Raw genomic sequence first — 25,537 nt, 5'->3', positions numbered from 1 at the left:
TGTGTAGGTAAACGTGACAAAGAAACCCTGAAGACAGGTCAATCGCCATGCGAATTTATTCTGACCTTGCCGAATCCATCGGCAATACCCCTTTGATCCGGCTGCGCCATGCCAGCGAAGAAACAGGCTGTGAAATTCTGGGAAAAGCCGAATTCATGAACCCCGGTCAGTCGATCAAGGATCGCGCGGCGCTGTATATCATCAAAGATGCCATTGCGCGCGGTGAATTGAAGCCCGGTGGCACGATCGTCGAGGGGACGGCAGGGAATACCGGCATTGGTCTGGCGCTTGTGGGCGCGTCGATGGGTTTCAAATCGGTGATTGTCATTCCTGAAACGCAAAGTCAGGAAAAAAAGGATATGCTGCGTCTGACCGGCGCGACCTTGGTCGAAGTTCCTGCAGCACCCTACAAGAACCCGAACAATTATGTGCGCTATTCCGGCCGCTTGGCCGAGGCATTGGCCAAGACCGAACCGAACGGCGTGATCTGGGCCAACCAGTTCGATAACGTCGCCAATCGTCAGGCCCATTTTGAAACCACCGGCCCAGAAATCTGGGAGCAGACCGATGGCAAGGTGGATGGGTTCGTCTGTGCCGTAGGCTCTGGCGGGACGCTGGCAGGGGTGGCGATGGCGTTGCAACCCAAGGGCGTAAAGATCGGGTTGGCCGATCCCGAGGGAGCGGCGCTGTATTCATTCTATACCACCGGCGAATTCGACAGCCCCGGAAGCTCGATTACCGAAGGAATCGGCCAAGGACGGATTACAGCGAATCTTGAGGGGTTTACGCCAGATTATTCATGGCGAATCCCGGATTCAGAGGCGCTGCCCGTTGTGTTCGATCTGCTGGAATACGAAGGTCTGTGCCTTGGCGGCTCGTCCGGTGTCAATGTTGCCGGTGCAATTCGCATGGCCAGGGAAATGGGACCGGGCAAAACCATTGTCACAGTGCTGTGCGATTACGGCACGCGCTATCAGACCAAGCTGTTCAACCCCGAGTTCCTGCGCGCAAAAGGCCTGCCGGTTCCTGAATGGCTGACAAAACGCCCGCCGCAACTTCCGGAAGTCTTCGAAGGCTGACACGAAATGATACGCGCTTTTCTGACCGTCGTTCTGACGGTTCTCATGCTTTTTACATTGCCTGTCGCAGCGCAGGAAACCAACTCGATCAATTACGATCAGTGGAACACCATCGCTGAGCGGGCCGAGAAACTGGCTGCTGACAGCGATGCCACCAATGAGGCCCTGTCGCAAACGCGCAAGACCATTACTGAGTGGCGAGGAAGGTTTCAGGAAGGCCAGAACGCCAATGGTGATCGGATAGACAGTATCCGGCAGCAGATCGACGCCCTGGGCGCAGCGCCCGCCGAAGGTCAGACCGAAGATGCAGAAATTGCGACACGGCGAGAAGAGCTGAACAAGCAGTTGTCAGAGTTGCAGGCGCCGCGATTGACAGCGGTCGAGGCATTCAGCAGGGCGAATACCATCATCAAGAGCATTGATGATGTGCAGATCGAGCGTCAGGCCGTTGAAACTACAAGATTATTGCCATCGCCCTTGCTGCCCGGCAGCTGGAAAGAGGCGGCCAGCACCTCGGTCCTCATCGTCAAAGGGTTCATGGATGAGATCGAGGATGCAGGCGACCAGCAAAGCGTCAACGCCTGGCAGCAATTGCGCCCGCATCTGCCAAAGGTTCTGGCCTATCTGATCGCGGCGATTGTTTTGCTGACCTATGCGCGCGCCCGCGTCAGTTCCTTGCCGTCTCGACTGTCTGCCCGCGCATCTGATTATTCACGTGCGGTGGTCGCTTTCGTGACGTCGCTTGGTCAGATTTTGATCCCGATGATCGGAATATATCTGCTGATCAGTGCAATACAGGCAACGACCTTTCCCAGTGCGTGGATGACCCCCGTTCTGGATGCAATCCCGGCGGCGGCGGTGATTTTCTTCAGCGGGATCTGGCTGGCCAATACGTTGTTCCCACGCCATGCCATCGCCTATGACACCTTGCAGATGACCGAAGCTGCGCGAACCAAAAGCTATCGCATGACGACAACGCTTTCGGTTCTGCTGGCAATTTCGCATATCGCAGCAACCGCAATTTTGCCGCCTTCGGGGACATATAGCCGCGTTGGCGATCCCTCGAACCGGATACCGCTGGAAATTCCCGATGGTGCGAGCGCGGTTTTCTATTCCATCCTGATCGTGCTGGCTGGCATCGCGCTGTTCCGGCTTGGAAATGCGCTGCGCACGTTGACGAAGCGCGAGGACGCCTCGTCGCTGCCATATCGACATCTGGTTCTGTCATGGGCTGGCACATTGTCGCGCATTGTCGTGATCCTTGTGTTCCTGCTGGGTGCGGGGGGGTTCATCAACCTTGCCAACGCGTTGCTGTGGCCGTGGATTTACACCCTTGCGTTGATTGCAATGGTGATCGTTCTGCAGGATTTCACAGCCGACCTGTTCAGCATGCTGAAACGCGGCGAAGAAGGCGCCCGCGAGGGGCTGATCCCCCTTCTGATCGGCATTTTGCTGATCATTCTGGCCTTCCCTGTGTTCCTGGTCATCTGGGGCGCGCGCAGCGCCGAACTGGCCGAGTTGTGGATCCGTATTCAGACGGGCGTGACCTTTGGCGGCATTCGTCTGTCTCCGGTTTCCGTGCTGACGCTGATCATCCTGTTCTCGATCGGTTACATGATTACCCGCGCGGTGCAGGGTGGCCTGCGCAATTCGGTGCTGCCGAAAACCAAACTGGATGCAGGCGGGCAGAACGCTGTTGTTGCCGGGGTAGGGTATGTGGGCGTTTTCCTGGCTGCCCTGTGGGCCATCACAGCCGCCGGGATCAATCTGTCGTCACTCGCGATCCTGGCCAGCGCACTTTCGGTGGGTATCGGTTTCGGCCTGCAGAACATCGTGTCGAACTTCGTGTCGGGCATCATCCTGATGGTTGAGCGTCCCGTCAGCGTGGGCGACTGGATCGAGGCCGGTGGGAAACAGGGGATCGTCAAGCGTATCTCGGTTCGTTCAACCATGGTTGAAACCTTTGACCGGACAGAGGTGATCGTTCCCAACAGTGATCTGATCAGTCAGCCGGTCACGAACTGGACCCGCGACAACAAGGCCGGCCGGATCATTATTCCGATTGGCGTGGCCTATGGCACCGATACGCGCAAGGTCGAAGCCATCCTGCGCGAGATTATCGAAGATCAGCCACTGGTCACGATCGATCCGCCACCTGCGGTGCTGTTCCGCGCCTTTGGTGCCGATAGTATGGATTTCGAGATTCGGGCGATCCTGTCTGATGTCGGTTCAGGCATGGGGGTCACTTCCGAAGTCCTGCACCAGATCGCAGATCGGTTTGCAAAGGAGGGCATCGAAATCCCTTTTGCGCAGCGCGATATCTGGCTGCGGAATCCGGAAGCACTGAAGACGGACGTTGATATCATTGATCAGGGCGGCACGGTTGAGGTTGAAACCGACGGCAACGTGAAAACCGACACGTCAGACAAGCCTGTCAAAGACGAATCCGCCGCGAAATCTGCGGAACAGCTGGACAAGCGCTATGACCAACGCCTGACCTTCGATGAGGATGGCGGCGATGCGGGTGGACCGGACGCTGATGCCGATGGAGATGGCGGCGACCGCTGAAGGCGCCTTGTGATGAGCCGGGAGTTATGTTCCCGGCTTCTTCAAGTCTGGTTTCAGGACCATGACCGTTTCGTATTTTCCGTTTGGCAGGTCCGGGTTCGGCAACCCTTCGCGTGACAATATGATCGCGACCGGACGCAGCCAGTTGATATGTGCGCAAATGATCATCATGGCGACCATGATGGGAACCGCCAGAAACATCCCTGCAATGCCCCAGACGGCCCCCCAAAGGGCAAGGCTAAGGATGATGCCAAAGCTGGACAATTGCAGCGTCTGGCCCAGCAACATGGGTTCAATGATATTGCCGATGGTGAATTGCGTGGCTGTGCAGGAGGCCGCGATGATCGCCGTCATGGTCGCATCGCCGCTGAGCACGAAGGCCAGCAGAGTGGCGATGATCGTCGCCACGATAGAGCCGATGGACGGGATGAAATTCAGGATGAAGGTGAGCAAGGCGGTCGGACCGGCCAGATCCAGCCCGGCTGCCTTGAAGATAACCCAGACGATTGCCGCCGTGACCGCACTGACTGCTGCCTTGACCACCAGATAGCGGTTCACCCGGTGCTTTATCGAGGTGATGATCTGGTTGACCTGTTCGGCCCGCGCATGATCGTGGGTCAGTCGTTCGATCTTGGTCGCAAACCACAGCTGTTCGACAAACATGAAGCCGACGAACATGATCACCAGAATGGTTCCGGACAACAGGCCCGATGCCTGACCGGCCAGCGATCTGATCCAGCCTGTGACGTTGAAATTGGTGATCGCGGTCAGGATGCGCTCCTGAACCTCGGGGCCAAGGCGTTCGGCAAGCGCGGGCAGGGCTGCCTGTGCCTGTTCCGTATATCCGATCGCGGTGTAGATCACTTCGTTGATCTGGGCCACGATGGTTGTCGACACCCATAACAGGCCCAGCGTGATCGCGATCAGCGCAATGGTCGTCGCCAGCCATTTCGGCACCTTCAAGCGCATCGAGATGGTGTGAATCGCGTCCGAGGTCAGCGAAAAAAGGATGATCGCGATGGCCAGAGAGATCAGGATGAATTTTGCCTGCACCAGCATGAAAAGGATCAGGGCAAAAGCGATGATCCCCAGAAAGCCGGTCTGTAGTCTTTCGCGAACGATACTGTCGTCAGAACGGCGCAATCATCCATACCTTCGCTGAAAATGAGACGGGTCGAAGCATGCGCCTCGACCCGTATAAGCGTCAATTCTCGTCGGTGCCTTTGTCGTCGCCTTGGGCGTCATCGACATCGGTTTCAGCATCGGTGACGCCCTGTTCGGCAATGCGTGCCACCGAAACGACGACTTCGCCATTTGCAGTGTTGAACACACGCACCCCGCCGGCGCTGCGCGAACGGAAGCTGATTCCGTCAACGGGCACGCGGATGGATTGCCCAGTCGATGTCGCCAGCATGATCTGGTCGTCCATTTCAACCGGGAAGCTGGCCACAAGCGGACCGCCCCGCATGGCTTTGTCCATGCCCATGACGCCCTGACCCCCGCGACCGCGCACCGGATAGTCATGGCTGGAACTGATCTTGCCCGAACCCTTCGCCGTGATGGTCAGAATCAGATCCTCGGCCGCCGACATTTCGGCATAGCGTTCCTGGCTGATGCTGCCTTCCTCGATGGTTTCCTCGTCCTCATCGACCTCGGCGCCATCGTCCAGCGCACCGGCAACTGCGCGGCGCATTTTCAGATAGGCAAGGCGCTCTGCCGGGTCAGCCTCGAAGTGACGGATCACGGCCATGCTGACCACGGTATCGCCACCGGCCAGACGGATGCCGCGAACGCCGGTGGAATCGCGACCCTTGAAGACACGAACCGCCGTTGTCGGGAAGCGGATTGCACGGCCCTTGGCCGTCAAAAGCATGACGTCATCATCTTCGGTGGCCATGCGAACGCCGATCAGGCTGACGCCTTCGGGCAGTTTCATGGCGATCTTGCCGTTGGATTTCACATTGGTGAAATCGGACAGCGCGTTGCGGCGCACATCGCCCTGATCGGTGGCAAAGATGACTTGATAATCGTCCCACTCGGCCTCTGGTGCGTCCTGCGGCAACAGCGCGGCGATGGAAACGCCCGGCTCGATCGGCAGGATGTTGACGATGGCCTTGCCCTTTGACGTGCGACCGCCCAGCGGCAGACGCCATGTTTTCAGGCGGTAAACCATGCCGTCAGTCGTGAAGAACAGCAATTCGGTATGAGTATTGGCGACGAACAGTGTTGTGACCACATCGTCTTCCTTGGTCGCCATCCCGGACAGCCCTTTGCCGCCACGACGTTGCGCACGGAAATCAGCCAGCGGCGTCCGCTTGATATACCCGCCCGAAGTGATGGTGACGACCATATCTTCGCGTTCGATCAGATCTTCGTCATCCATATCACCGGACCATTCGGTGATTTCGGTCCGGCGGGGAACGGCGAACAGGTCCTTCACCTCGCGCAATTCATCGCTGATGATGCCAAGAATGCGTTCACGCGATGCAAGGATCGCCAGAAACTCACGGATCGATTCTGCCAGCTTCTGCAGCTCATCCGTGACTTCCTGCACGCCAAGTTGGGTCAGGCGTTGCAGGCGCAGGTCCAGAATGGCCCGGGCTTGCGTTTCGGACAGGTAGTATGTGCCATCGTCGTTGACCGGATGGCGCGGGTCGTCGATCAGCTTCAGATATTCCAGAATATCATGGGCAGGCCAGCGACGCTCCATCAGCCGTTCGCGGGCTTCGGTCGCGTCGGCGGAGGAGCGGATCGTGGCAACGACTTCGTCCACGTTGCTGACCGCAACGGCCAGACCGCACAGAATATGGCTACGCTCGCGTGCTTTGCGCAGTTCATAGGCGGTGCGGCGGGCAATGACCTCTTCGCGGAAGCTGATGAAGTAGGTCAGGAAGTCGCGCAGGGCCAATTGCTCTGGCCGACCGCCGTTCAGGGCCAGCATATTGCAGCCAAAGCTGGTCTGCATCTGGGTAAAGCGGAACAACTGGTTCAGCACGACGTCGGGGGTGGCATCGCGCTTCAATTCGACGACCACGCGGACGCCGTGGCGGTCGGACTCGTCCTGAACCGTTGCGATCCCTTCGATCCGCTTTTCCTTCGCCAGTTCAGCGATCCGCTCTATCATGCTGGATTTGTTCACCTGATAGGGAATCTCGTCGATGACGATGGCAAAACGATCCTTGCGCGGTTCTTCGATATGGGTCCTGGCGCGGATGATGACGCTGCCGCGGCCTTCCAGATAGGCTTTGCGCGCGCCCGACCGGCCAAGGATCAATGCACCCGTTGGAAAATCCGGGCCAGGAATGATTTCCAGCAAACGCTCGGTCGGAAGATCGGGATTTTCGATCAGTTCCAGCGTGGCGTCGATCACCTCGCCAAGGTTGTGCGGGGGAATATTGGTCGCCATGCCGACTGCGATACCGCCTGCGCCATTGACCAGCATATTCGGGAAACGCGCGGGCAGAACCGTTGGTTCGCGGTCCTTGCCGTCATAGTTGTCCTGGAAATTGACCGTATCCTTGTCGATATCCATCAACAGAAAGGCTGAAGGTTTATCCAGACGAACTTCGGTATAACGCATGGCAGCCGCACTATCGCCGTCCATCGACCCGAAGTTGCCCTGACCATCTAGCAGCGGCAGGGACATCGAAAAGTCCTGCGCCAATCGCACCAGCGCATCATAAATCGCGGCATCGCCATGAGGGTGATATTTCCCCATCACATCGCCAACCGGGCGGGCAGATTTACGATAGGGTTTGTCAGCCGTGTTTCCGCTTTCGTCCATGGCATACAGAATGCGGCGGTGAACCGGCTTCAGGCCGTCGCGCAGATCGGGAATTGCCCGACTGACGATGACCGACATGGCGTAATCGAGATAGGAAGATTTCATCTCGTCCGAGATGTCGATCACGGGCCCTGAATGGACCATTACAGCCCGTCGCTCGGCTTCGTTTTCGTCGCCCATTTCAGGGGTTTCCGGCAGATCGTCTTCTGGGGTATCAGCCACGTGAATTCCTCAATATCTTGTTGATGAATATATAGGCTACACGGCTGCTAGGGGCAATCTAGCCCCCGCGCTTTCTTTGGTTTTGACGCTAAATACGCGTGAATCAGCCGCGGCGTGCAGCCGTGACCCAGATGCCGGCAAGCAGGGCTGACCAGATCGCATTCCAGGCGGCCATCGACAGCCCAAGAAAGCGCCAGGCAACCTCGTCACAACGGACGACCGGTGCGCTTTGCAGCTTGGTCAGCAGATCTTGCGCGGACATCCCCGTCAGGCCACCAACCCCGCCCGAGCAATGCGCCGGACCGGGCCACCAGCGCAGTTCGACACCGCTGTGATAAATTGCCAGACCCATTGCCGCACCGGCCGCGATTGCGCCCATGATCGCCAACAGACGAGAGTTGCCAAGCCACAGGATCAGCAGCGCGATCACGATCGCCGCGACATGCGGCCAGCGTTGCAGAATGCACAATTCGCACGGCGCATAGCCCGCCGCCTGAAACCCAAGTGCGGCCAGAAGCAGCGCGGCCGAGCCCGATCCTGCCAGAAGTGAAAGCTGTTTTCCGTTCATCTAACCCTCGGATTTCAGTCGCATAGATCGCGTTGGAAATGTTATGTTCTGTGGATCGTCCGGGCAAACGCCAAGGTCAAGCTTCTTGAATAGATGTCGCGCGCCTGTGATCGTTCGTTTCCGGCAGGCTGGGCGGGGAACCTGTGCCAACTGCCCGGTGTTATGCAGATGTAGGGCCGGGGCAACTGCCCGGTTTAGTGAGGGATACTGGAATGCAATGGCGGGGTCGCCGCGGCAGCGGTAATATCGAAGACAGACGCAGCATGGGTGCTGCCGGTGCTGGTGGCATTGGCGTGGTAGGGATGCTGGCTGTGCTGGCGGTCGGTTATTTCTTTGGCATCGACATTTCCCCTATCGTCCGAGAGCTGGATCAAAGCCAGCAGGGGCAGTCCGGCACCGTCCCGCTGACCCAGGAAGATGAACAATGGGGCGAATTCATGTCGGTCGTTCTGGCCGATACCGAAGAGGTCTGGGCCACCGTCCTGCCTGAGCAGGCCGATATGCAGTATCAAAACCCCACGTTGGTGCTTTTCCGCGGTGCGGTGCAATCAGCCTGCGGCACGGCGTCGTCGGCCATGGGCCCTTTCTATTGCCCGAACGATCAGAAGCTGTATCTGGACACCGACTTCTTTGACATGATGGCGCAGCGTATGGGCGCGGGCGGTGATTTTGCCTATGCTTATGTGATCGCCCACGAGGTTGGGCACCATGTCCAGAACCTGACCGGCACTCTGCAACAGGTAAACAACCTGCGCAGTCGTGTCAGCCAAAGCGATTCGAACAAGATTTCGGTCCTGACCGAATTGCAGGCAGACTGTTATGCAGGGATCTGGGCGCGTCAGGCGCAAGACCGCTTCGGCACCCTGGAAGAGGGTGATCTGGCCGAAGCACAGGGCGCCGCGGAGGCCGTTGGCGATGATGTGATCCAGTCCAGTGCGGGCAGAACGCCGGTCCCAGACAGTTTTACGCATGGTTCAGCCCAACAGCGGCAAGAATGGTTGATGCGCGGCTTTAATTCTGGTGACATGGCGCAGTGCGATACATTTGCTCAGGCGGGTTTGTAAGCCGGATGAATGTGACGCCAGAATATGACGGAGGATTAACGGATGACGACTTTTATCACCCTTCTGGGAGTGGCGGCCGTTTTGGGGCTTGTCGCCTTGCGTGCAAAACCCGAACCCCGGAAAATCCGCGTCACAGCCCGGCGCTAAGTTAATGCGGGATGCGGGGCATGCGGCCCCGCTCCATCTTGGCCCAGTCGGGCCACAGGTCCAGCCATTCCAGCGCAACGATGGCAAGACCCAACATAACGACCAGCAGAACAAGTTTGACCATACGGGCGCTTGGCGGGTTTCGCGCCCATTTTGATGCTCTCAGTAACCAGATCAGGTTGTTCATCTTGGGCCTTGCCTGCTAAATCGGTCCTAAACGATCAGACGCCATGAGAAATCTCAAGATGGGAAATCTCAAGGCCGAAATGCAAGAGTGAACATTGCCCAACCATCAGGACTCCCGCAATCTGCCCTACACTGCGCGTCAGATGTATGACCTTGTCGCAGATATCGAAAGTTACCCGAAATTTCTGCCATGGAACAGCGCCGCCCGCATCCGGTCGCGCGAAACCCGGCCCGACGGGGCCGAGCTCGTCGCGGCAGATCTGGTGATCAGCTTCAAGGTTTTTCGCGAAAAATTCGGAAGTCGCGTGACGTTGTGGCCCGTCGATCCCGAAACCGGTGCATTGAAAATCGATACCGATTATCTGGATGGTCCGTTCAAATATCTGCACAGCGGATGGACCTTTGTTGACCGCCCCGAGGGTGGCTGCCGGGTCGAATTCTTTGTGGATTTCGAATTTCGGAACCTGATCCTGCAAAAGCTGATCGGGGTGGTGTTTCACGAAGCGATGTCACGTATCGTGCGCGCATTCGAGGAACGGGCAAAAGTGCTTTATGGCGCTGCCTAGGTCTTTCTGCAATACTCAGATATAAAAGGTTTTTTGATGTCCATGCAGTCCCAATCTCCATCGGCCGGGTATCTGAACAACGCGAAGATTATCTATGGTCTTTACGCGCTTGGCTATTTTGTCGGCGTCACGACGCTTGCCGGGGTCATTTTGGCCTATATCTGGCGCGGACATGACGCCGTCGCGGACAGCCATTTCACCTTTCAGATACGAACCTTCTGGATCAGCCTGCTGATTGGCCTGATTGCGTTGGTGACAATGATCATCGGCATCGGATTTCTCATCTGGCTTTTTCTGGCCGTTTGGGGCCTGCTGCGGGTGATCAGTGGCTTTCTTCTGGCCAATGATGGCAAGCCGGTCAGCAATACGAAATATTGGGGCATGATGGCCGAGTAAGGAGCTTTCTGAATGTCGGATATTTCTGCAGGCGCGGCGGGCCGGTTTACCTTTCCGGGAACCTCGATTTCGGTCAACCGCATGGGCTATGGTGCCATGCAGCTGGCCGGGCCGCATGTATTCGGGGAACCTGCCGATCCTGACGAATGCCGCGCCGTCCTGCGCGCGGCTGTCGAATTGGGCGTTGATCACATCGACACCAGCGATTTCTATGGCCCCTATGTCACCAACCGCCTGATCCACGAGGCGCTGTTTCCCTATCCCGCCGATCTGACAATCGTCACCAAGATCGGGGCATGGCGTGGCGACAAGGGCGACTGGATTCTGGAGCGAGGGGCCGATTTCCTGCGCAAATCGGTCGAGGAGAACCTGCAACATCTGGGTCTTGACCGAATGGCCATTGTCAATCTGCGGATGGGCGGCCCGGCAGATGATATCGCAACACCGATGAAGGTGATGCGCCAGATGCAGGAAGAAGGTCTGCTGGACCATATCGGCATCAGCACGGTCGACATGAACCAGTTGCAGATCGCGCGGGATATCGCGCCGGTCGTTTGCGTGCAGAACCACTATAATCTGGTTCATCGCGTGGACGATCAGATGATTGATGCGCTGGCAGCGGATGGTATTGCTTATGTGCCCTATTTCCCGTTGGGCGGGTTCACGCCCCTGCAAACGGATGAGCTGAACAGCGTTGCGGCCCAGATGGACGCGACGCCGCAAAGCGTGGCACTTGCGTGGTTGTTGCAGCGCAGTCCGAACATCCTGCTGATCCCCGGAACGTCAAAACCTGCGCATCTGCGGGCGAACATCGCTGCCGCCGGGCTGACCTTCAGCGCCGATCAGTTGCGACGGTTGAATGCGATAGCCGGGTTGGTGCCGTAATTGAAAAGGCCACCCGATGGGTGGCCTTTCTCTATCAGCTTAGCGCGGCTTTCAGCGCTTCGGCTTTATCGGTTTTTTCCCAGCTGAACGCGGTGGCGCCGTTCAGGGCATAGGGATCGCGCCCGAAATGACCATAGCTGGCCGTCGGCCGATAGATGGGATGCAACAGGTCCAGTTCGCGGATGATCGCAAAGGGCCGCAGATCAAAGACTTCGCGCACGGCGGCGATGATCTTTTCCACCGGCACGGTTTCGGTGCCAAAAGTGTTCAGGCTGATCGAGGTCGGTTCGGCCACGCCGATGGCATAGCTGACTTGAATTTCGCAGCGCTTCGCCAGACCGGCGGCCACGATGTTCTTGGCAACCCAACGACCGGCATAGGCTGCCGAGCGGTCAACCTTGGACGGATCCTTGCCCGAAAACGCGCCGCCACCATGGCGCGCCATGCCGCCATAGCTGTCGACAATGATCTTGCGCCCGGTCAGACCACAATCGCCAACCGGTCCGCCAATGACGAATTTGCCGGTCGGGTTGATAAAGAACTTGGTCTGATCCGTCAGCCATTCGGCCGGCAGAACCGGGCGAATGATTTCCTCGATCACCGCTTCGCGCAGATCGTTCAGCGCGATATCGGGGTTATGTTGAGTGGACAGAACCACCGCATCGATCCCCTCGGGGCGGCCATCCGCGTCATAGCGCATGGTCAGCTGTGATTTCGCATCCGGGCGCAACCATGACAGCGTGCCATCGCGACGCACCTGGCTTTGGCGTTCGACCAGACGGTGCGCATAGGTGATGGGCGCAGGCATCAGTACATCGGTTTCATCCGACGCATAACCGAACATCAGCCCCTGATCGCCGGCGCCCTGTTCCTCGAGGGTTTCACGATCAACGCCTTGATTGATCTCGGGGGATTGCTTGCCGATGATGTTGATGACCGAACAGGTCGATCCATCAAAACCCACATCCGAAGAGGTATAGCCAATGTCGTTGATGACATCGCGGACGATGGATTCCAGATCGACCCAGGCCGATGTGGTGATCTCGCCCGAGATGATGGCGACGCCGGTTTTGACCATGGTTTCGCAGGCCACGCGGGCGCGGTCATCCTCGGCCAGAATGGTGTCGAGGATGGCGTCGCTGATCTGGTCAGCGATCTTGTCGGGATGGCCCTCGGACACGGATTCCGAGGTAAACAGTGAATATTCGCTCATGGATCAATACCGGTAGTGCTCGGATTTGAAGGGGCCTTCGGGCGTGACGCCGATATAGTCCGCCTGTTCCCTGGAAAGTTTGGTCAGCTTGACGCCGATCTTGTCCAGATGGAGGGCCGCGACCTTTTCGTCCAGTGCCTTGGGCAGAATATAGACGCCGGGCTGGTATTCACCGCCCTTCACGAACAGCTCGATCTGCGCCAGAACCTGATTGGTGAAGCTGGCCGACATCACGAAGGACGGGTGCCCGGTCGCGTTGCCCAGATTCAGCAGACGCCCTTGCGACAGCAGGATGATGCGGTTGCCCGATGGCATCTCGATCAGATCGACCTGATCCTTGACGTTGGTCCATTTGTGGTTGCGCAGGGCGGCGACCTGAATTTCGTTGTCGAAATGGCCGATATTGCCGACGATGGCCATGTCCTTCATCGCCCGCATATGTTCCAGCCGGATCACATCCTTGTTGCCGGTGGTGGTGATGAAAATGTCGGCGCTGTCGGCCACATCTTCCAGCGTCACCACCTCGAACCCGTCCATGGCGGCTTGCAGGGCACAGATCGGGTCGACCTCAGTCACCTTCACGCGGGCACCTGCACCACGCAAGGACGCGGCCGAGCCTTTGCCGACATCGCCGTAACCGCAAACGACCGCGACTTTGCCAGCCATCATCACATCGGTGGCGCGGCGGATGCCATCGACCAGCGATTCCTTGCAGCCGTATTTATTGTCGAATTTCGACTTGGTGACGCTATCATTGACGTTGATTGCGGGGAAGGGTAGCAGCCCTTTCTTGTGCAGGTCATACAGACGGTGCACGCCGGTGGTGGTTTCCTCGGACACGCCCTTGATCGCGTCACGCTGCGCCGTGAACCAGCCGGGGCTGGCGGCAAGGCGCTGTCTGATCTGGGCGAACAGGGCTTCCTCTTCTTCGCTGGTGGGCGTTTCGATCAGGTCGGTTTCACCAGCTTCGACCCGTGCGCCCAGCAGGATATACAGCGTGGCGTCACCGCCATCGTCCAGGATCATATTGGCAGTGCCCTCAGGGAACTGGAAAATCTGATCGGTATAGGACCAGTATTCGGCCAGCGTCTCACCCTTGATCGCAAAGACCGGCACGCCGGTGGCAGCGATGGCCGCGGCTGCGTGATCCTGCGTGGAGTAGATGTTGCAGGATGCCCAGCGGACATCCGCGCCAAGCGCGGTGAGCGTTTCGATCAGCACGGCAGTCTGCACCGTCATGTGCAGACTGCCCGCGATCCGGGCACCTGCCAAAGGCTTCGCGGCGCCGTATTCCGCGCGCAACGACATCAGGCCGGGCATCTCGGTTTCCGCGATGTCCAGTTCCTTCCGGCCATAATCGGCCAGCGCAATATCCTTGATGATGTAGTCGCTCATCTTTGCCACGCCCTTTGCATTTTCCAGTCAAGGCAGGGGGATAACCCAAGGCATACCTAATCGGAAGGGGTAATCCCCGGTAGGCGCAACAGAGTGGATAATATTCCGTCAGATCGGCAGTTTAGATCGTGCTGGCTGACCCAGATAGCGAATGATGAAATTGTTCAGCATTTCTTTGGCCGATTCCAATTGAGGTTCATTGGGCCGGAAATCTTTCATACGCGAGTCGATGATATAACGGGCCAGCCCATGCGCAAAGACGCGGCTGCTGACCACGATTGTATTGATATCCTCATCGTGGTGTAACAGTCCGGCAGCGCGGGCGCGCTCCAGAATGCGAACCATCAGTTCATTCAGCGAATCCAGATAACGCCGTGTCTGCGGGGTGCGCAGCGCATCAAAGACCGCGGCATTGGTGATCAGGCGGAACTGGCTGCGGTTTTGATCCGCCCATTCCAGATAGGCATCGCCAAGCGCCATATACTGCCCGATTGGATCGTCCTGATCCACCTTGACGATTGCTTTGGTCGTGGCGTCGATCAGGCGAACCAGCCCTTGTTCGGCGATTGCGATCAGCAGATTTTCTTCGTTCTTGAAAATACGGCGAATATCGGCGGCTGGAACGCCCAGAATTTTGCTGACCTGCAACAGCGTCGGGCGATGCTCTTTGTTGACCTGCATGATTTGCATGGCCGCGACAATCGCCTGACCATGAAGCCCCAAGCCGTTCAGGATATCGTTATGCATTCCCATCTTATCGCCGCTTCCATACGTGTTCATGACAGATCATTCTTTACCAGAGCGGGGCCGTTCGACTGCATAAGCTACCTTCCTGTGCCGATATAGGAAATGTGATGGCGTCTGCTAGCAAAGCTGAATGTGACATGTGCGGACAAATCGTCGCATGTCGGCGCGGGATTGCGGTCACAAGCAGCACGAACATGTCCAAGTTACTCATAAAAAAGAAAAATTTGGCCGCAATTACGCTGCGGCCAAATCAATAATAACACGAATCGATCCGTTCACGAACCTCACTAAAACGGCAGGTCGCGATAACCTGCTGTGATGGCAGGGTTTTCCTTGCGATCAGCCTTCGGCGCGCGACTGACGTTTCCGCTCGTGCGGGTCCAGATAGCGCTTGCGCAGACGGATGTTCCTGGGCGTCACCTCGACCAGTTCGTCGTCGTTGATATAAGCAATTGCTTCTTCCAGCGACATGCGGACCGGCGGCGTCAGGCGGACGGCCTCGTCCGTGCCCGAAGCGCGGACGTTGGTCAGCTTCTTGCCCTTCAGGGGGTTCACTTCCAGATCGTTGTCGCGGCTGTGTTCACCAATGATCATGCCGGTATAGATCTGCTCCTGCGCGCCGATGAACATCTTGCCGCGCTCTTCCAGGTTCCACAGGGCATAGGCGACCGAAACCCCGTTCTCCATGCTGATCAGAACGCCCTGACGACGGCCCTGAATGGCGCCCTTATAGGGGGCCCAGCCATGGAAGATGCGGTTCAGCACGCCGTTCCCGCGGGTGTCGGTCATGAATTCGCCATGATAGCCGATCAATCCGCGCGACGGCACATGGGCAACGATCCTGGTCTTGCCAACACCAGCCGGGCGCATGTCGACCATGTCGCCCTTGCGGTCGCCCGTCAGTTTTTCGATGACCACGCCGGTATATTCGTCATCAACGTCGATGATGACTTCCTCGATCGGCTCAAGACGTTCGCCATTTTCCTCGCGGAAGATCACGCGCGGGCGGCTGATCGACAGCTCGAACCCTTCGCGGCGCATGTTTTCAATCAACACGCCCATCTGCAATTCACCCCGACCCGAGACGATGAACGCGTCGCCGCCGGGAGTGTCTTCGACCTTGATGGCGACGTTGGATTCGGCCTCTTTCATCAGGCGTTCGCGGATGACGCGGGATTGGACCTTCTTGCCATCCTGACCAGCCAGCGGGCTGTCATTGATGCCAAAGGTGACGCTGATGGTCGGTGGGTCAATCGGTTGCGCGGGAAGGGCTGCGTCCACATCCGGGGCGCAGATGGTGTCGGCAACGGTTGCCTTGCTCATGCCTGCAAGGGTCACGATATCACCGGCGACGGCTTCGTCGATTGCGGTTTGCGTCAGGCCACGGAAGGCAAGAACCTTGCTGATGCGGAACTGTTCAACGCGTTCACCATCGCGGCTGAGCGCTTTGACCGTATCGCCTGCCTTGGCCCGACCGGCTTCCACACGACCTGTCAGCAGACGACCCAGAAAGTTGTCCGCGCCCAAGGTGGTGGCCAACATCTGGAAGGACTCGCTCTGACGCTCGATCTGTTTGGGCGGCTCAACGTGCTTCAGGATCAGGTCGAACAGCGCCGACATATCCTTGCGCGGCCCGTCCAGGGTATCATCGGCCCAGCCGCCGATGCCCGAGGCATAGACATGCGGGAAATCAAGCTGTTCGTCATTGGCACCCAGATTGGCGAACAGGTCGAACACGTCGTTCAGGGCGTTATCAGGCTCGGCTGCGGGCTTGTCGACCTTGTTCAGCACGACGATGGGACGCAACCCAAGCGCCAAGGCCTTCGAGGTCACGAATTTCGTTTGCGGCATCGGGCCTTCGGCCGCGTCGACCAGCAGACAGACGCCGTCGACCATCGACAGGATGCGTTCCACCTCACCGCCGAAATCGGCGTGGCCGGGGGTGTCGACGATATTGATGCGCGTGCCCTTCCATTCGACCGAAGTCGCCTTCGCCAGAATGGTGATGCCGCGTTCGCGTTCGATGTCGTTGCTGTCCATCGCGCGTTCGGCCACGGCCTGATTTTCACGGAACGCGCCCGACTGACGCAACAACTGGTCAACCAGTGTCGTCTTGCCGTGGTCGACGTGAGCGATAATAGCGATATTCCGGATATCCATTGGGCGGCCCTTATACTTTCGCGGTCGCCCTAACGAAATCTCGACGGAATTGCCAGCGGCAATTCATGTTGCCCTCGCCGCCAGCGGGCTATTTCCCGCGAAAAATGCAAAACGGCGCCGCAAAAGGCGACGCCGCAAGCAATGCTGTCATTGCAGCCGGCACCTGAGATCTGGTCAGCGCAGCCCCAGGAAGGACAGGATGAACAGGACGATGACCACCAGGCCGACGATATAAATGATAGAGTTCATGTTGCCTTTTACTCCTTGCAGGTGTGCCTTGATGCCGGGCTGTTTGGCGGCCGCGGCAATATGGATGCCGTGTAACAAACGGCGACAGGCTGTGTTAGTTCCTTTGATTGAAAGCAAAAAATCAGGCGGTCGCGATCTTGGGCATCCAGCCAAGGCCAAGATCGGTTCGGGTCGCGGGGGTGTAACGTGCGCCGACCCAGCCTTGATAGCCGTATCTGTCCAGCTCCTCGAACAGGTTCGGAAAATTGATACTGCCGGCAAAGGGCTCGTCACGCTTGGGATAGCCCGCGATCTGAACGTGGCGTATCTGATCCGCATACCTGCGCCATGTGCCGATCACATCGCGGGTAAGGGACTGTGCGTGAAAGGTGTCGAACTGGATGCCAAGGTTCCCGGATCCAATTTCTGATATAATATCAGATGCCTGTTGATAGTTATTCAAAAAATTCTCGGCAAATGCGCCACTCGGTGATGACAATGGTTTGATGGCCAGATTCGCGTGGGGCGCACGCTCGGTCGCCCAGCGGAGATTTTCGATAAAGGTTTGGCGCGCCTGTTCACCTTTGGCTTTTCCGGCCAAGACATGAATATGACGAACGTTCAGCCTCTGCGCGACACGCAGCGCGTGGTCGAAATCCTTGCGAAACCGCGCTTCCAAACCCGGCACTGCGGCAAAACCGCGTGGACCGCCGCCCCAATTGGGCGGCGGGCAGTTCAGCAGGATCATGTCCATGTTAAACGCGCGGGCGGTCCTGGTCAGATCGCGCGGATCAATATCATAGGGGTAGGGTATCTCGACACCTTTGAACCCCGCTTCCGCTGCCGCTGCAAAGCGGTCGAGCATCGGCAGTTCGGTGAACAGATAGGTCAGATTGGCGGCAAAGCGCAGCATCTGTGACTAAGGCTCTAACGCAAAGAACTGGCCCGCAGATTGCACGCCGATCTTGCCAGCCACCGCATCGGCGGCAGCCGCCAGCCGATAAAAGGTCTTGCGGTCGATCAAAGCCTCTAGCCCCGCCCGAACATGCACATAGGGACGCGGTTCATGAATGTCTCCGCGAATGATGATCGGGTGGTCCGCATCGGCGACAACCTGATCGCCGACATTCGTGGTAAAGGTGATCTTGTCCGGCGCAATCTCTGCATCCGTTGCAACAAAGGGCGCATCCTGAACGCGGATGCCGACCTTTTCGACAGGCGTGACGAGGAAGAAATCGTCGCCCTCTCGTTTAAGGACCGTCGAAAACAGACGAACCATCGCTGGCCGCCCGATGGGTGTGCCCAGGTAAAACCACGTGCCATCGGCGCGGATTTCCATATCCAGATCGCCGCAGAATGGAGGATTCCATAAATGGACCGGCGGCAGGCCGCCCTTGGATGCCTTGCCCACGGCGGCGGCAATTCCGTCCGCACTCACGCTTTTGTCACTGTCCTGCGGCATTCCCTGTGGTCGCCTTTCCTCAAACTCCTTATGGTTAGCTCTAAAGCAGCAAAAGGACGTTGTCATGAGTTCGAATGAGAATCTGGTGCCAGAGGTCGAACAGCTAGGTCAGCTTTTGACTGATGCACGATCCAGCATCGAACGTCGCTTCGTCGGGCAACACGCTGTTGTTGAACAGGTTCTGGCCGCACTTCTGTCGGGGGGGCACGCGCTTCTGGTCGGCCAGCCGGGCTTGGGTAAAACAATGTTGGTCGATACGCTGGCCACGGTGATGGGGCTGGACAGTCAGCGCATTCAGTTCACGCCCGACCTGATGCCGGCCGATATTCTTGGCTCCGAAGTGCTGGACGTGTTGCCCGATGGCAGTCGTGCCTTTCGCTTTATCGAAGGGCCGGTGTTTACCCAGCTTCTGATGGCGGATGAGATCAACCGCGCCTCGCCCCGAACACAATCGGCGCTGTTGCAGGCGATGCAGGAGCGTGAAGTCACCGTCAGTGGTCAGCATCGCCCGCTGGGCCGCCCATTTCATGTGCTGGCCACCCAGAACCCGATCGAGCAAGAGGGAACCTATCCCTTGCCCGAGGCGCAGCTGGACCGTTTCCTGCTACAGATCAACGTCGACTATCCCGACCGCGACACGGAACGCGACATCCTGTTGGCGACGACGGGTGTTGAAGATGGTCGGGCGCATGCCGCCTTTACCGCCGAAGGCCTGATACAGGCACAGCAGCTGATTCGCCGCATGCCCGTGGGGGAAGCTGTGGTCGAAGCGATTCTGGATCTGGTGCGTGCCTTCCGTGCCGGTTCCCCCGAGGCGGAAAGCTTTGTGGCAGATACATTGGTCTGGGGGCCGGGACCGCGTGCGGCGCAGGCGTTGATGCTGGTGACACGGGCACGCGCCGTGCTGAATGGGCGGTTCGCACCCAGCCTTGACGATGTCGAGGCTTTGGCAGCCCCGGTTTTGCGTCATCGCATGGCGCTGTCTTTTGCGGCGCTGGCACGCGGGGAAACCGTCGAACAGGTGATCGCCCGCGTGCTGGATCGTCGCCTGTCGCGCAAGCAGGCGGCGTGAGGCTGTCTTGAGTTTAGGTCCCGCCGAGCTTCGCGCCCGAGCGCAGGATGCCAGCGCGCATTTGCCGGGGCTGATCCTGTCAGCCGACAGGTTGTCCCGTCTGGTCGCGCCCGGTGCACATGGTTTGCGTCGCGGCGGTCCGGGCGAAGATTTCTGGCAATATCGGCCCGCTGAACAAGGCGAGGCTGCCCGCAATATCGACTGGCGTCGCTCGGCGCGGTCCGACGGGCAGTTCGTTCGCGATCGCGAGGCGCAGACGGCCCAGACCCTCAGCCTATGGGTTTCGGGCGGGCAGGGAATGCGTTTCAGCGGCGATCCCGAACGCGCGACAAAGGGGCAGCGGGCGCAATTGCTGACCTTGGCGCTGGCGATGATTGCTGCACGTGGTGGGGAAAAGGTCGGCCTTCTTGGGCATCCGGCACGGGCGGGAAGGCGACAGATCGACCGGTTGGCGGAATCAATCAGCGCCGCTATCTGGTCCGAAGAAGATGGCGATGCGCCATCCCCGGATCTGCTGCGCCCGAACCAGCGGCTTGTGATCATGTCGGATTTCCTGACTGATCCGGCATGGGTGGATGCGCTGCTGTCGCGCGCGGGCAGTATCGGGGTCAAAGGCGTTCTGCTGCAGATACTGGACCCGGACGAGGAGCAGTTTCCCTATTCCGGCGCGGTCGAATTTCAGTCGCTTTCCGGTGGTTCTCGCCATGACAGCCGCGATGCCGCCGGCTTGCGCGATGCCTATCTGATGCGACTGGCGCAGCGACGGGACTGGTTGCAGGCAACGGCGCAAGGTGCGGGTTGGTATTTCGGGCATCATCGCACCGATACCCCGCCCGCCGTGGCGCTTGGCTGGTTGTATCAGGTTCTGGGGGGCTGATGCTTGTTCTTGGCCCCTTAGGCTTTGCCGTTCCATGGCTTCTGTCTGCATTGATCGTGCTGCCGGTTCTGTGGCTTATCTTGCGCGCCATGCCGCCATCGCCGCGCCGGATCAGTTTTCCGGGGGTCGAGCTGCTGAAGGGCCTTGCCGACAAAAGCCCGATTGCCCTGCGCACGCCGTGGTGGCTGCTATTGCTGCGCATGTTGGCGATCGCAGCATTGATCTTGGCGTTTTCCGGACCGCTGTGGCGACCAGTTGTTCAGTCACAAAGCACCGGGCCGTTGCTGGTGGTTCTGAATGCCGGATGGGCTGCCGCGCCGGAATGGGCCAGCCGCCAGACGCGGGCCGAGCGTGCCTTGACCAAGGCCGCCGCCGATGGTCGTCCGGCGGCGCTGCTGATCGCGGATGGGCGGGCGGCTCCGGGTCCGCTGGAATTCGCGGCGGCTGACACGTTGCTGGCCAGCCTGCGGGCGGCGGAACCGGTGTCATGGCGCTCGGTCTTTCCCGCCGATCCTGCCCAAACGCTGGCGAACGTGCCTGATGGGTCGTTGCAAACGCTGTGGCTTGATGATGGCCTGGACCATCCGCACCGCGTGGCATGGTTGGCCGAATTGACCGCACGCGGCCCGGTAACGGTTGTTGCGCCGTCCAAAGCCGCGCGCAGCCTGACCTTGCATGCCGGCGATACCCCGTCGCTGACGCTGACATCCGCCGATCAAGAGGTGCCCGCGATTTTGGCCATTGGCCCCGACCCGCAGGGGATCGAACGAGAGCTTGCCCGGCTGTCGCCCGGCGACGGCACAATCTCGGGCGGGGTGACAACCCGACCTGTCGCAATCGACCTGCCGCCGGAATTGCGCAATCGCGTGACACGCTTTCAGATCGAAGGTGAAACCCATGCGGGTGCCATTGTGCTGGCGGATGACCGGGTGAAGCGACGCAAGGTGGGGCTGGTTGGCGATGCCGACCGTCAGCTCGAAGGGCAGCAATTGTTGTCGCCGATGCATTACCTGCGTCGTGCGCTTGCACCGACATCCGACGTCGTCGAAGGCGGCCTGGGCGATGTGCTGGACAGTGCGCCGGATGTCATTATCGCTGTCGATCAGGTCAATATGCCCGAAATCGGCGAACTGGCCGAATGGGTCAACGCCGGTGGTTTGCTGATCCGTTTCGCCGGTCCGCATATGGCAGCGGATGAAGATTTGCTGGAAGAACCGCTGCTGCCCGTTGCGCTGCGTCAGGGCGGCCGCGACATCGGCGGTGCGCTAAGTTGGGGTGATCCGCGCGGTCTGGCACCGTTTCCCGCAGACGGTATTTTTGCGGGTTTGACAGCGCCGCAGGACGTGTCGATCCGCGCCCAGCTGATGGCACAGCCCGCACCCGATCTGGCTGCAAAAACCATCGCCTCGCTCAGCGACAATACGCCACTGGTCACACGCGACCGGCTTGGCGAAGGGCAGGTTGTGCTGTTTCACATCACTGCGAATGCCGAATGGTCGAATCTGCCGATCTCTGGCCTGTTCGTCGACATGCTGAACAGGCTGGTGGCGACGGCGCGGGTCACCGCCACCGAAGAACAGGCCGAAGATCGAGAGCAGCCGTTCTGGACGCCGGAAATCGTGCTGGACGGTTTCGGTCGCGAACAGGTGCCCGATGGCCTGTCGCCAGTTCCGGTCGAAGACCTGGCGCAAGGCCCCGGACCCGATCTTCCAGCGGGCATTTATGCCGCCGGTGAACGTCGTCAGGCCTTGAATGCCGGGGTGGAATACCGGCTTTCCAGGTGGCCCGGCGCGACGGTGGAGCTGGTGGACGCCCCTCAGGGGCGTGAGTTGAAGGGGCCGTTATTGGCGATTGCCGCCATGCTGATGGCGCTGGACGCGCTTGGCTCCAGCATCCTGGCGGGGCGCAAGCGGCGCGTCGGGGCGATCACGGGGCTGGCGTTGCTTGCGCTGATGCTGCCGGCGCCAAAGGTCGATGCCCAGGATCTGAATGCCGAAATAACCCGCGCGGCGAATGAGGTTGCACTGGCCTATGTCACGACCGGCGACGAAGAGATCGACGAGACCTCTCGGCAAGGGCTGGAAGGGCTGTCCTATATCCTGCGTGAACGCACGTCGGTTGAACCCGGCAAGCCGGTGGCGATTGATCTGGATCATGACGACCTGTCGGTCCTGACCTTGCTGTATTGGCCGATCACGGATCAACAGCCGTTGCCCTCACCTCAGGCATATCTGCGGCTGAACCACTATCTGCGGTCGGGCGGCATGATCCTGTTCGATACCCGCGACGGCGATCTGGCCGGTGTCGGCGGCCCGAACATGTCGCAGGCTCTGCGTGATCTGGCAGCGCCCTTGGATGTTCCGGCGCTGGCCCCGGTGCCGCAGGATCATGTGCTGACCCGCACCTTCTATCTGCTGCAGGATTTTCCGGGCCGCTGGCAGGGCGATACGGTCTGGATCGAAGCGCCCCCGGTTGGTGCCGAAGCCGCCGAGGGGATGCCATTCCGGCAATTGAATGACGGGGTAAGTCCGGTCGTGATCGGCGGCAATAGCTGGGCCGAGGCCTGGGCGGTCGATGATAATGGCTATCCCGTCTATCCCATCGGCGCAGGCTGGGAAGGCGAACGGCAGCGAGAGATGGCCTATCGCTTTGGCATCAATCTGGTCATGTATGTGCTGACCGGGAATTACAAATCGGATCAGGTGCATGTACCGGCCTTGCTGGATCGCCTGCGCACGGAAGAGGAGGTCGGGCGATGACCCAGATTCGCTTCGATCCCGCGCTGCCGTGGTGGGTAATCGCCGCTTTGACGGTTCTGGCGCTGCTGGTCGCGGGATTTGCCTTGTGGCGTGGGCTGCGCGGATGGGCTTGGCGTGGCTTTGCCGGATTGGCGGCAGCGTTGGCGTTGGCTGGACCTGCCCTGGAACTGGGCAGCAGGACCAGCTTGCGTGATATTGTCATCTTGCTGGATGATCGCTCGGCCAGTCAGACCTTGCCGGGACGCAGCGATCAGACCGATGCTGCTGTCGAACAACTGTCCCAACAGATCGCAGGCCTTCCAAATACGGAATTGCGCCGGATCACGGTCGGTGATGCCGAAGACGGCACGCTTTTGGCGACCAGCCTTAGCCGCGCCATCGCGGCCGAACCGGAAAGCCGTCTGGCAGGTGTCATTGCGATCAGCGACGGTCAAATCCATGACGCGCCGATGGTGCCGAAAACCGCACCCGCGCCGGTTCATCTGCTGCTGACTGGACGCCCGCAGGATTGGGATCGCCGTTTGGTGATCGAGGAAGCCCCGGCCTTTGGTCTGATCGACCAGCAGGTGATAATTCGTCTGCGGGTCGATGACGAAGGCGCAGTTCCCGAAGAATTGCGCGGGCAAGCCGTCAATCTGCGCCTGAGCCTTGACGGAGAGAATGAGCGGCTGGTCTCGGTGCCTGTGGGCGTGCCGCTGGAACTGCCGGTCACTTTGACCCATGCGGGTCGGAACGTTGTCCAGATCGGATTTGACGCCCCCGATGGCGACGAATTGACAGATCGCAACAACGCTGCCGCGATCAGCATCAACGGTGTGCGTGACCGCCTGCGAGTGCTGCTGATTTCGGGCAAGCCGCATGCCGGCGAACGGACATGGCGAAATCTGCTGAAATCCGATGCGGCTGTCGATCTGATCCATTTCACCATCCTGCGCCCCCCGGACAAGGGCGATGGCGTTCCCGTGAACGAAATGGCGCTGATCGCCTTTCCGACGCAGGAATTGTTCATGGAGCGGATCGACGATTTCGACCTGATCATTCTGGACCGCTATCATGTGCAGGGCATCCTGCCGCCGGGATATTACCAGAACATTGTTCGCTACGTTCGGGACGGCGGGGCAATCCTTGTGGCCGCCGGGCCGGAAATGTCGGGCGTCGAAAGCCTGAACCTGTCGCCACTGGGGACAATCCTGCCTGCGCGTCCGACGGGCCGGGTGATCGAAGAGCCGTTTGTTCCACAACTGACCGCAGAAGGGCGGCGCCACCCCGTCACGGCCCAACTGCCCGGCGCGCCGGTCGAGGGGGAGGGGGAGGACGAGGCCGATCACTGGGGACGCTGGCTGCGCATGTCGGACACGACGCCAGTCGGCGACGCGCAGATCGCGATGACTGGGCCGGATGAGGCCCCGTTGCTGCTGTTGGACCGGGTGGGCGAGGGCCGGGTGGCGATGCTGACATCGGATCAGGTCTGGTTATGGGGGCGCGGCTTTGAAGGCGGTGGGCCGCAACTGGAATTGCTGCGCCGCATCGCGCATTGGTCGATGAAAGAGCCGGAGCTGGAAGAGGAATCCCTGCAAGCCGATGTGACGGACGGGCTGGATATTCGCGTTACCCGTCGCACGTTGCTGGAACGCGCCGGTCCCCTGATCATCACCTTGCCGGATGGCACGGAACAATCTGTGACGCTGACGGAAACCGCGCCCGGTCGTTTCACCGCCGAATGGACTGCGCCCGAACCGGGGCTTTACCGGCTGCGCGACGGCGATCAGCGTGCCGTCATTGCTGTCGGACCCGCTGCGCCGAAAGAATTTGAACGGACCATCGCCAGCGACGAACACTTAACCCCGCTGATCGAAGCGACGCATGGCGGGGTGGTGCGCCTGTCCGATGGGGTGCCCGATATCCGCAACGTTGCCCAGGGACGCACAGCGCATGGGCGGAGTGTCGGATCGGACTGGATCGGCATAACGCCACGCGATGCCGCAACCGTCACCGGGCTGCAAAGGCGGTCGATTTTACCGGGTTGGGCATGGCTTCTGCTGATCGCCGGATTGATCCTGATGGGCTGGCTGTCCGAAGGCCGTCGCGGCGGCGGCCAAACGCCAAACAGGCCCGCCTGAGCCACGGAGCGGCGTGATACGCTTGCCAAGCCGAGGCGG

Annotated in this window: 21 protein-coding genes; 10 read left to right on the top strand and 11 right to left on the bottom strand. The window is 59.5% G+C overall.

Annotated features, from left to right (window positions below; translation table 11 throughout):
• Positions 1 to 47 precede the first annotated feature (47 nt).
• Together H4P12_RS04725 and H4P12_RS04720 are read left to right on the top strand one after the other, a co-directional pair.
• Entirely contained in the window at positions 48 to 1,079 is a 1,032-nt protein-coding gene (locus H4P12_RS04725; protein ID WP_187792397.1) for a cysteine synthase A, read from the top strand.
• A gap of 6 nt (positions 1,080 to 1,085) precedes the next feature.
• A complete protein-coding gene (locus H4P12_RS04720) occupies positions 1,086 to 3,647 on the top strand; it encodes a mechanosensitive ion channel domain-containing protein (protein ID WP_187792396.1) in 2,562 nt (853 codons plus the stop codon).
• Positions 3,648 to 3,671: 24 nt separating this feature from the next.
• Here H4P12_RS04720 and H4P12_RS04715 read toward each other — a convergent pair whose 3' ends face one another.
• The 3 genes from H4P12_RS04715 to H4P12_RS04705 form a co-directional block, all read right to left on the bottom strand.
• Positions 3,672 to 4,790, bottom strand: coding sequence for an AI-2E family transporter (locus tag H4P12_RS04715; RefSeq protein ID WP_246448858.1), 1,119 nt, complete (start codon positions 4,788 to 4,790; stop codon positions 3,672 to 3,674).
• Between the two features lie 61 nt (positions 4,791 to 4,851).
• Entirely contained in the window at positions 4,852 to 7,575 is a 2,724-nt protein-coding gene (gene gyrA / locus H4P12_RS04710; RefSeq protein ID WP_246448919.1) for a DNA gyrase subunit A, read from the bottom strand.
• Positions 7,576 to 7,756: 181 nt separating this feature from the next.
• Positions 7,757 to 8,221, bottom strand: coding sequence for a disulfide bond formation protein B (locus tag H4P12_RS04705; RefSeq protein ID WP_187792395.1), 465 nt, complete (start codon positions 8,219 to 8,221; stop codon positions 7,757 to 7,759).
• Between the two features lie 212 nt (positions 8,222 to 8,433).
• Here H4P12_RS04705 and ypfJ point away from each other — a divergent pair, with 212 nt between their 5' ends.
• Positions 8,434 to 9,285 (top strand): KPN_02809 family neutral zinc metallopeptidase, encoded by an 852-nt coding sequence (ypfJ, locus tag H4P12_RS04700; protein ID WP_187792394.1) that lies wholly within the window; start codon positions 8,434 to 8,436, stop codon positions 9,283 to 9,285.
• A gap of 148 nt (positions 9,286 to 9,433) precedes the next feature.
• Here ypfJ and H4P12_RS04695 read toward each other — a convergent pair whose 3' ends face one another.
• Positions 9,434 to 9,619: a hypothetical protein gene (locus tag H4P12_RS04695; RefSeq protein WP_187792393.1), complete on the bottom strand. Its 186-nt coding sequence runs from the start codon at positions 9,617 to 9,619 to the stop codon at positions 9,434 to 9,436.
• A 94-nt stretch (positions 9,620 to 9,713) separates the two neighbouring features.
• On the opposite strand from H4P12_RS04695, the gene H4P12_RS04690 reads away from it, so the two are divergent.
• From H4P12_RS04690 to H4P12_RS04680, 3 genes are read left to right on the top strand one after another with little or no spacing between them, the layout of a single operon-like run.
• Positions 9,714 to 10,184, top strand: a complete 471-nt coding sequence (locus H4P12_RS04690; protein ID WP_187792392.1) for a type II toxin-antitoxin system RatA family toxin — start codon at positions 9,714 to 9,716, stop codon at positions 10,182 to 10,184.
• Between the two features lie 42 nt (positions 10,185 to 10,226).
• Positions 10,227 to 10,580, top strand: a complete 354-nt coding sequence (locus tag H4P12_RS04685; RefSeq protein WP_187792391.1) for a DUF4870 family protein — start codon at positions 10,227 to 10,229, stop codon at positions 10,578 to 10,580.
• Positions 10,581 to 10,592: 12 nt separating this feature from the next.
• On the top strand, positions 10,593 to 11,465 hold the full coding sequence (locus H4P12_RS04680; RefSeq protein WP_187792390.1) for an oxidoreductase: 873 nt from the start codon (positions 10,593 to 10,595) through the stop codon (positions 11,463 to 11,465).
• A gap of 34 nt (positions 11,466 to 11,499) precedes the next feature.
• Here the strand turns inward: H4P12_RS04680 and metK are convergent, their stop codons facing one another.
• The 7 genes from metK to H4P12_RS04645 form a co-directional block, all read right to left on the bottom strand.
• Positions 11,500 to 12,678, bottom strand: a complete 1,179-nt coding sequence (gene metK / locus H4P12_RS04675) for a methionine adenosyltransferase (protein WP_187792389.1) — start codon at positions 12,676 to 12,678, stop codon at positions 11,500 to 11,502.
• 3 nt (positions 12,679 to 12,681) lie between these two features.
• Positions 12,682 to 14,073, bottom strand: coding sequence for an adenosylhomocysteinase (gene ahcY / locus H4P12_RS04670; RefSeq protein WP_187792388.1), 1,392 nt, complete (start codon positions 14,071 to 14,073; stop codon positions 12,682 to 12,684).
• A 108-nt stretch (positions 14,074 to 14,181) separates the two neighbouring features.
• Positions 14,182 to 14,820 (bottom strand): TetR/AcrR family transcriptional regulator, encoded by a 639-nt coding sequence (locus H4P12_RS04665; protein ID WP_187792387.1) that lies wholly within the window; start codon positions 14,818 to 14,820, stop codon positions 14,182 to 14,184.
• Between the two features lie 339 nt (positions 14,821 to 15,159).
• Positions 15,160 to 16,980: a translational GTPase TypA gene (typA, locus tag H4P12_RS04660; protein WP_187792386.1), complete on the bottom strand. Its 1,821-nt coding sequence runs from the start codon at positions 16,978 to 16,980 to the stop codon at positions 15,160 to 15,162.
• 174 nt (positions 16,981 to 17,154) lie between these two features.
• Entirely contained in the window at positions 17,155 to 17,307 is a 153-nt protein-coding gene (locus H4P12_RS04655) for a hypothetical protein (protein WP_187792504.1), read from the bottom strand.
• Positions 17,308 to 17,350: 43 nt separating this feature from the next.
• Positions 17,351 to 18,121, bottom strand: coding sequence for a hydroxypyruvate isomerase family protein (locus H4P12_RS04650; RefSeq protein WP_187792385.1), 771 nt, complete (start codon positions 18,119 to 18,121; stop codon positions 17,351 to 17,353).
• Positions 18,122 to 18,127: 6 nt separating this feature from the next.
• Positions 18,128 to 18,670: a DUF1285 domain-containing protein gene (locus tag H4P12_RS04645; RefSeq protein WP_187792384.1), complete on the bottom strand. Its 543-nt coding sequence runs from the start codon at positions 18,668 to 18,670 to the stop codon at positions 18,128 to 18,130.
• Positions 18,671 to 18,734: 64 nt separating this feature from the next.
• Here H4P12_RS04645 and H4P12_RS04640 point away from each other — a divergent pair, with 64 nt between their 5' ends.
• The 4 genes from H4P12_RS04640 to H4P12_RS04625 are packed head-to-tail and all read left to right on the top strand — an operon-like array spanning position 18,735 to position 25,498.
• Complete coding sequence (locus H4P12_RS04640) at positions 18,735 to 19,742, top strand: AAA family ATPase (protein ID WP_187792383.1); 1,008 nt, start codon at positions 18,735 to 18,737, stop codon at positions 19,740 to 19,742.
• Positions 19,743 to 19,749: 7 nt separating this feature from the next.
• Positions 19,750 to 20,619 (top strand): DUF58 domain-containing protein, encoded by an 870-nt coding sequence (locus tag H4P12_RS04635; RefSeq protein ID WP_187792382.1) that lies wholly within the window; start codon positions 19,750 to 19,752, stop codon positions 20,617 to 20,619.
• Complete coding sequence (locus H4P12_RS04630; RefSeq protein ID WP_187792381.1) at positions 20,619 to 23,378, top strand: DUF4159 domain-containing protein; 2,760 nt, start codon at positions 20,619 to 20,621, stop codon at positions 23,376 to 23,378. The genes H4P12_RS04635 and H4P12_RS04630 overlap by 1 nt, the downstream gene beginning before the upstream one ends.
• Positions 23,375 to 25,498, top strand: coding sequence for a hypothetical protein (locus tag H4P12_RS04625; protein ID WP_187792380.1), 2,124 nt, complete (start codon positions 23,375 to 23,377; stop codon positions 25,496 to 25,498). The genes H4P12_RS04630 and H4P12_RS04625 overlap by 4 nt, the downstream gene beginning before the upstream one ends.
• Positions 25,499 to 25,537 lie beyond the last annotated feature (39 nt).

Source organism: Paracoccus amoyensis (assembly GCF_014490725.1).
Lineage (GTDB): Bacteria > Pseudomonadota > Alphaproteobacteria > Rhodobacterales > Rhodobacteraceae > Paracoccus > Paracoccus amoyensis.
This window is presented reverse-complemented; position numbering and strand designations above follow the sequence as displayed.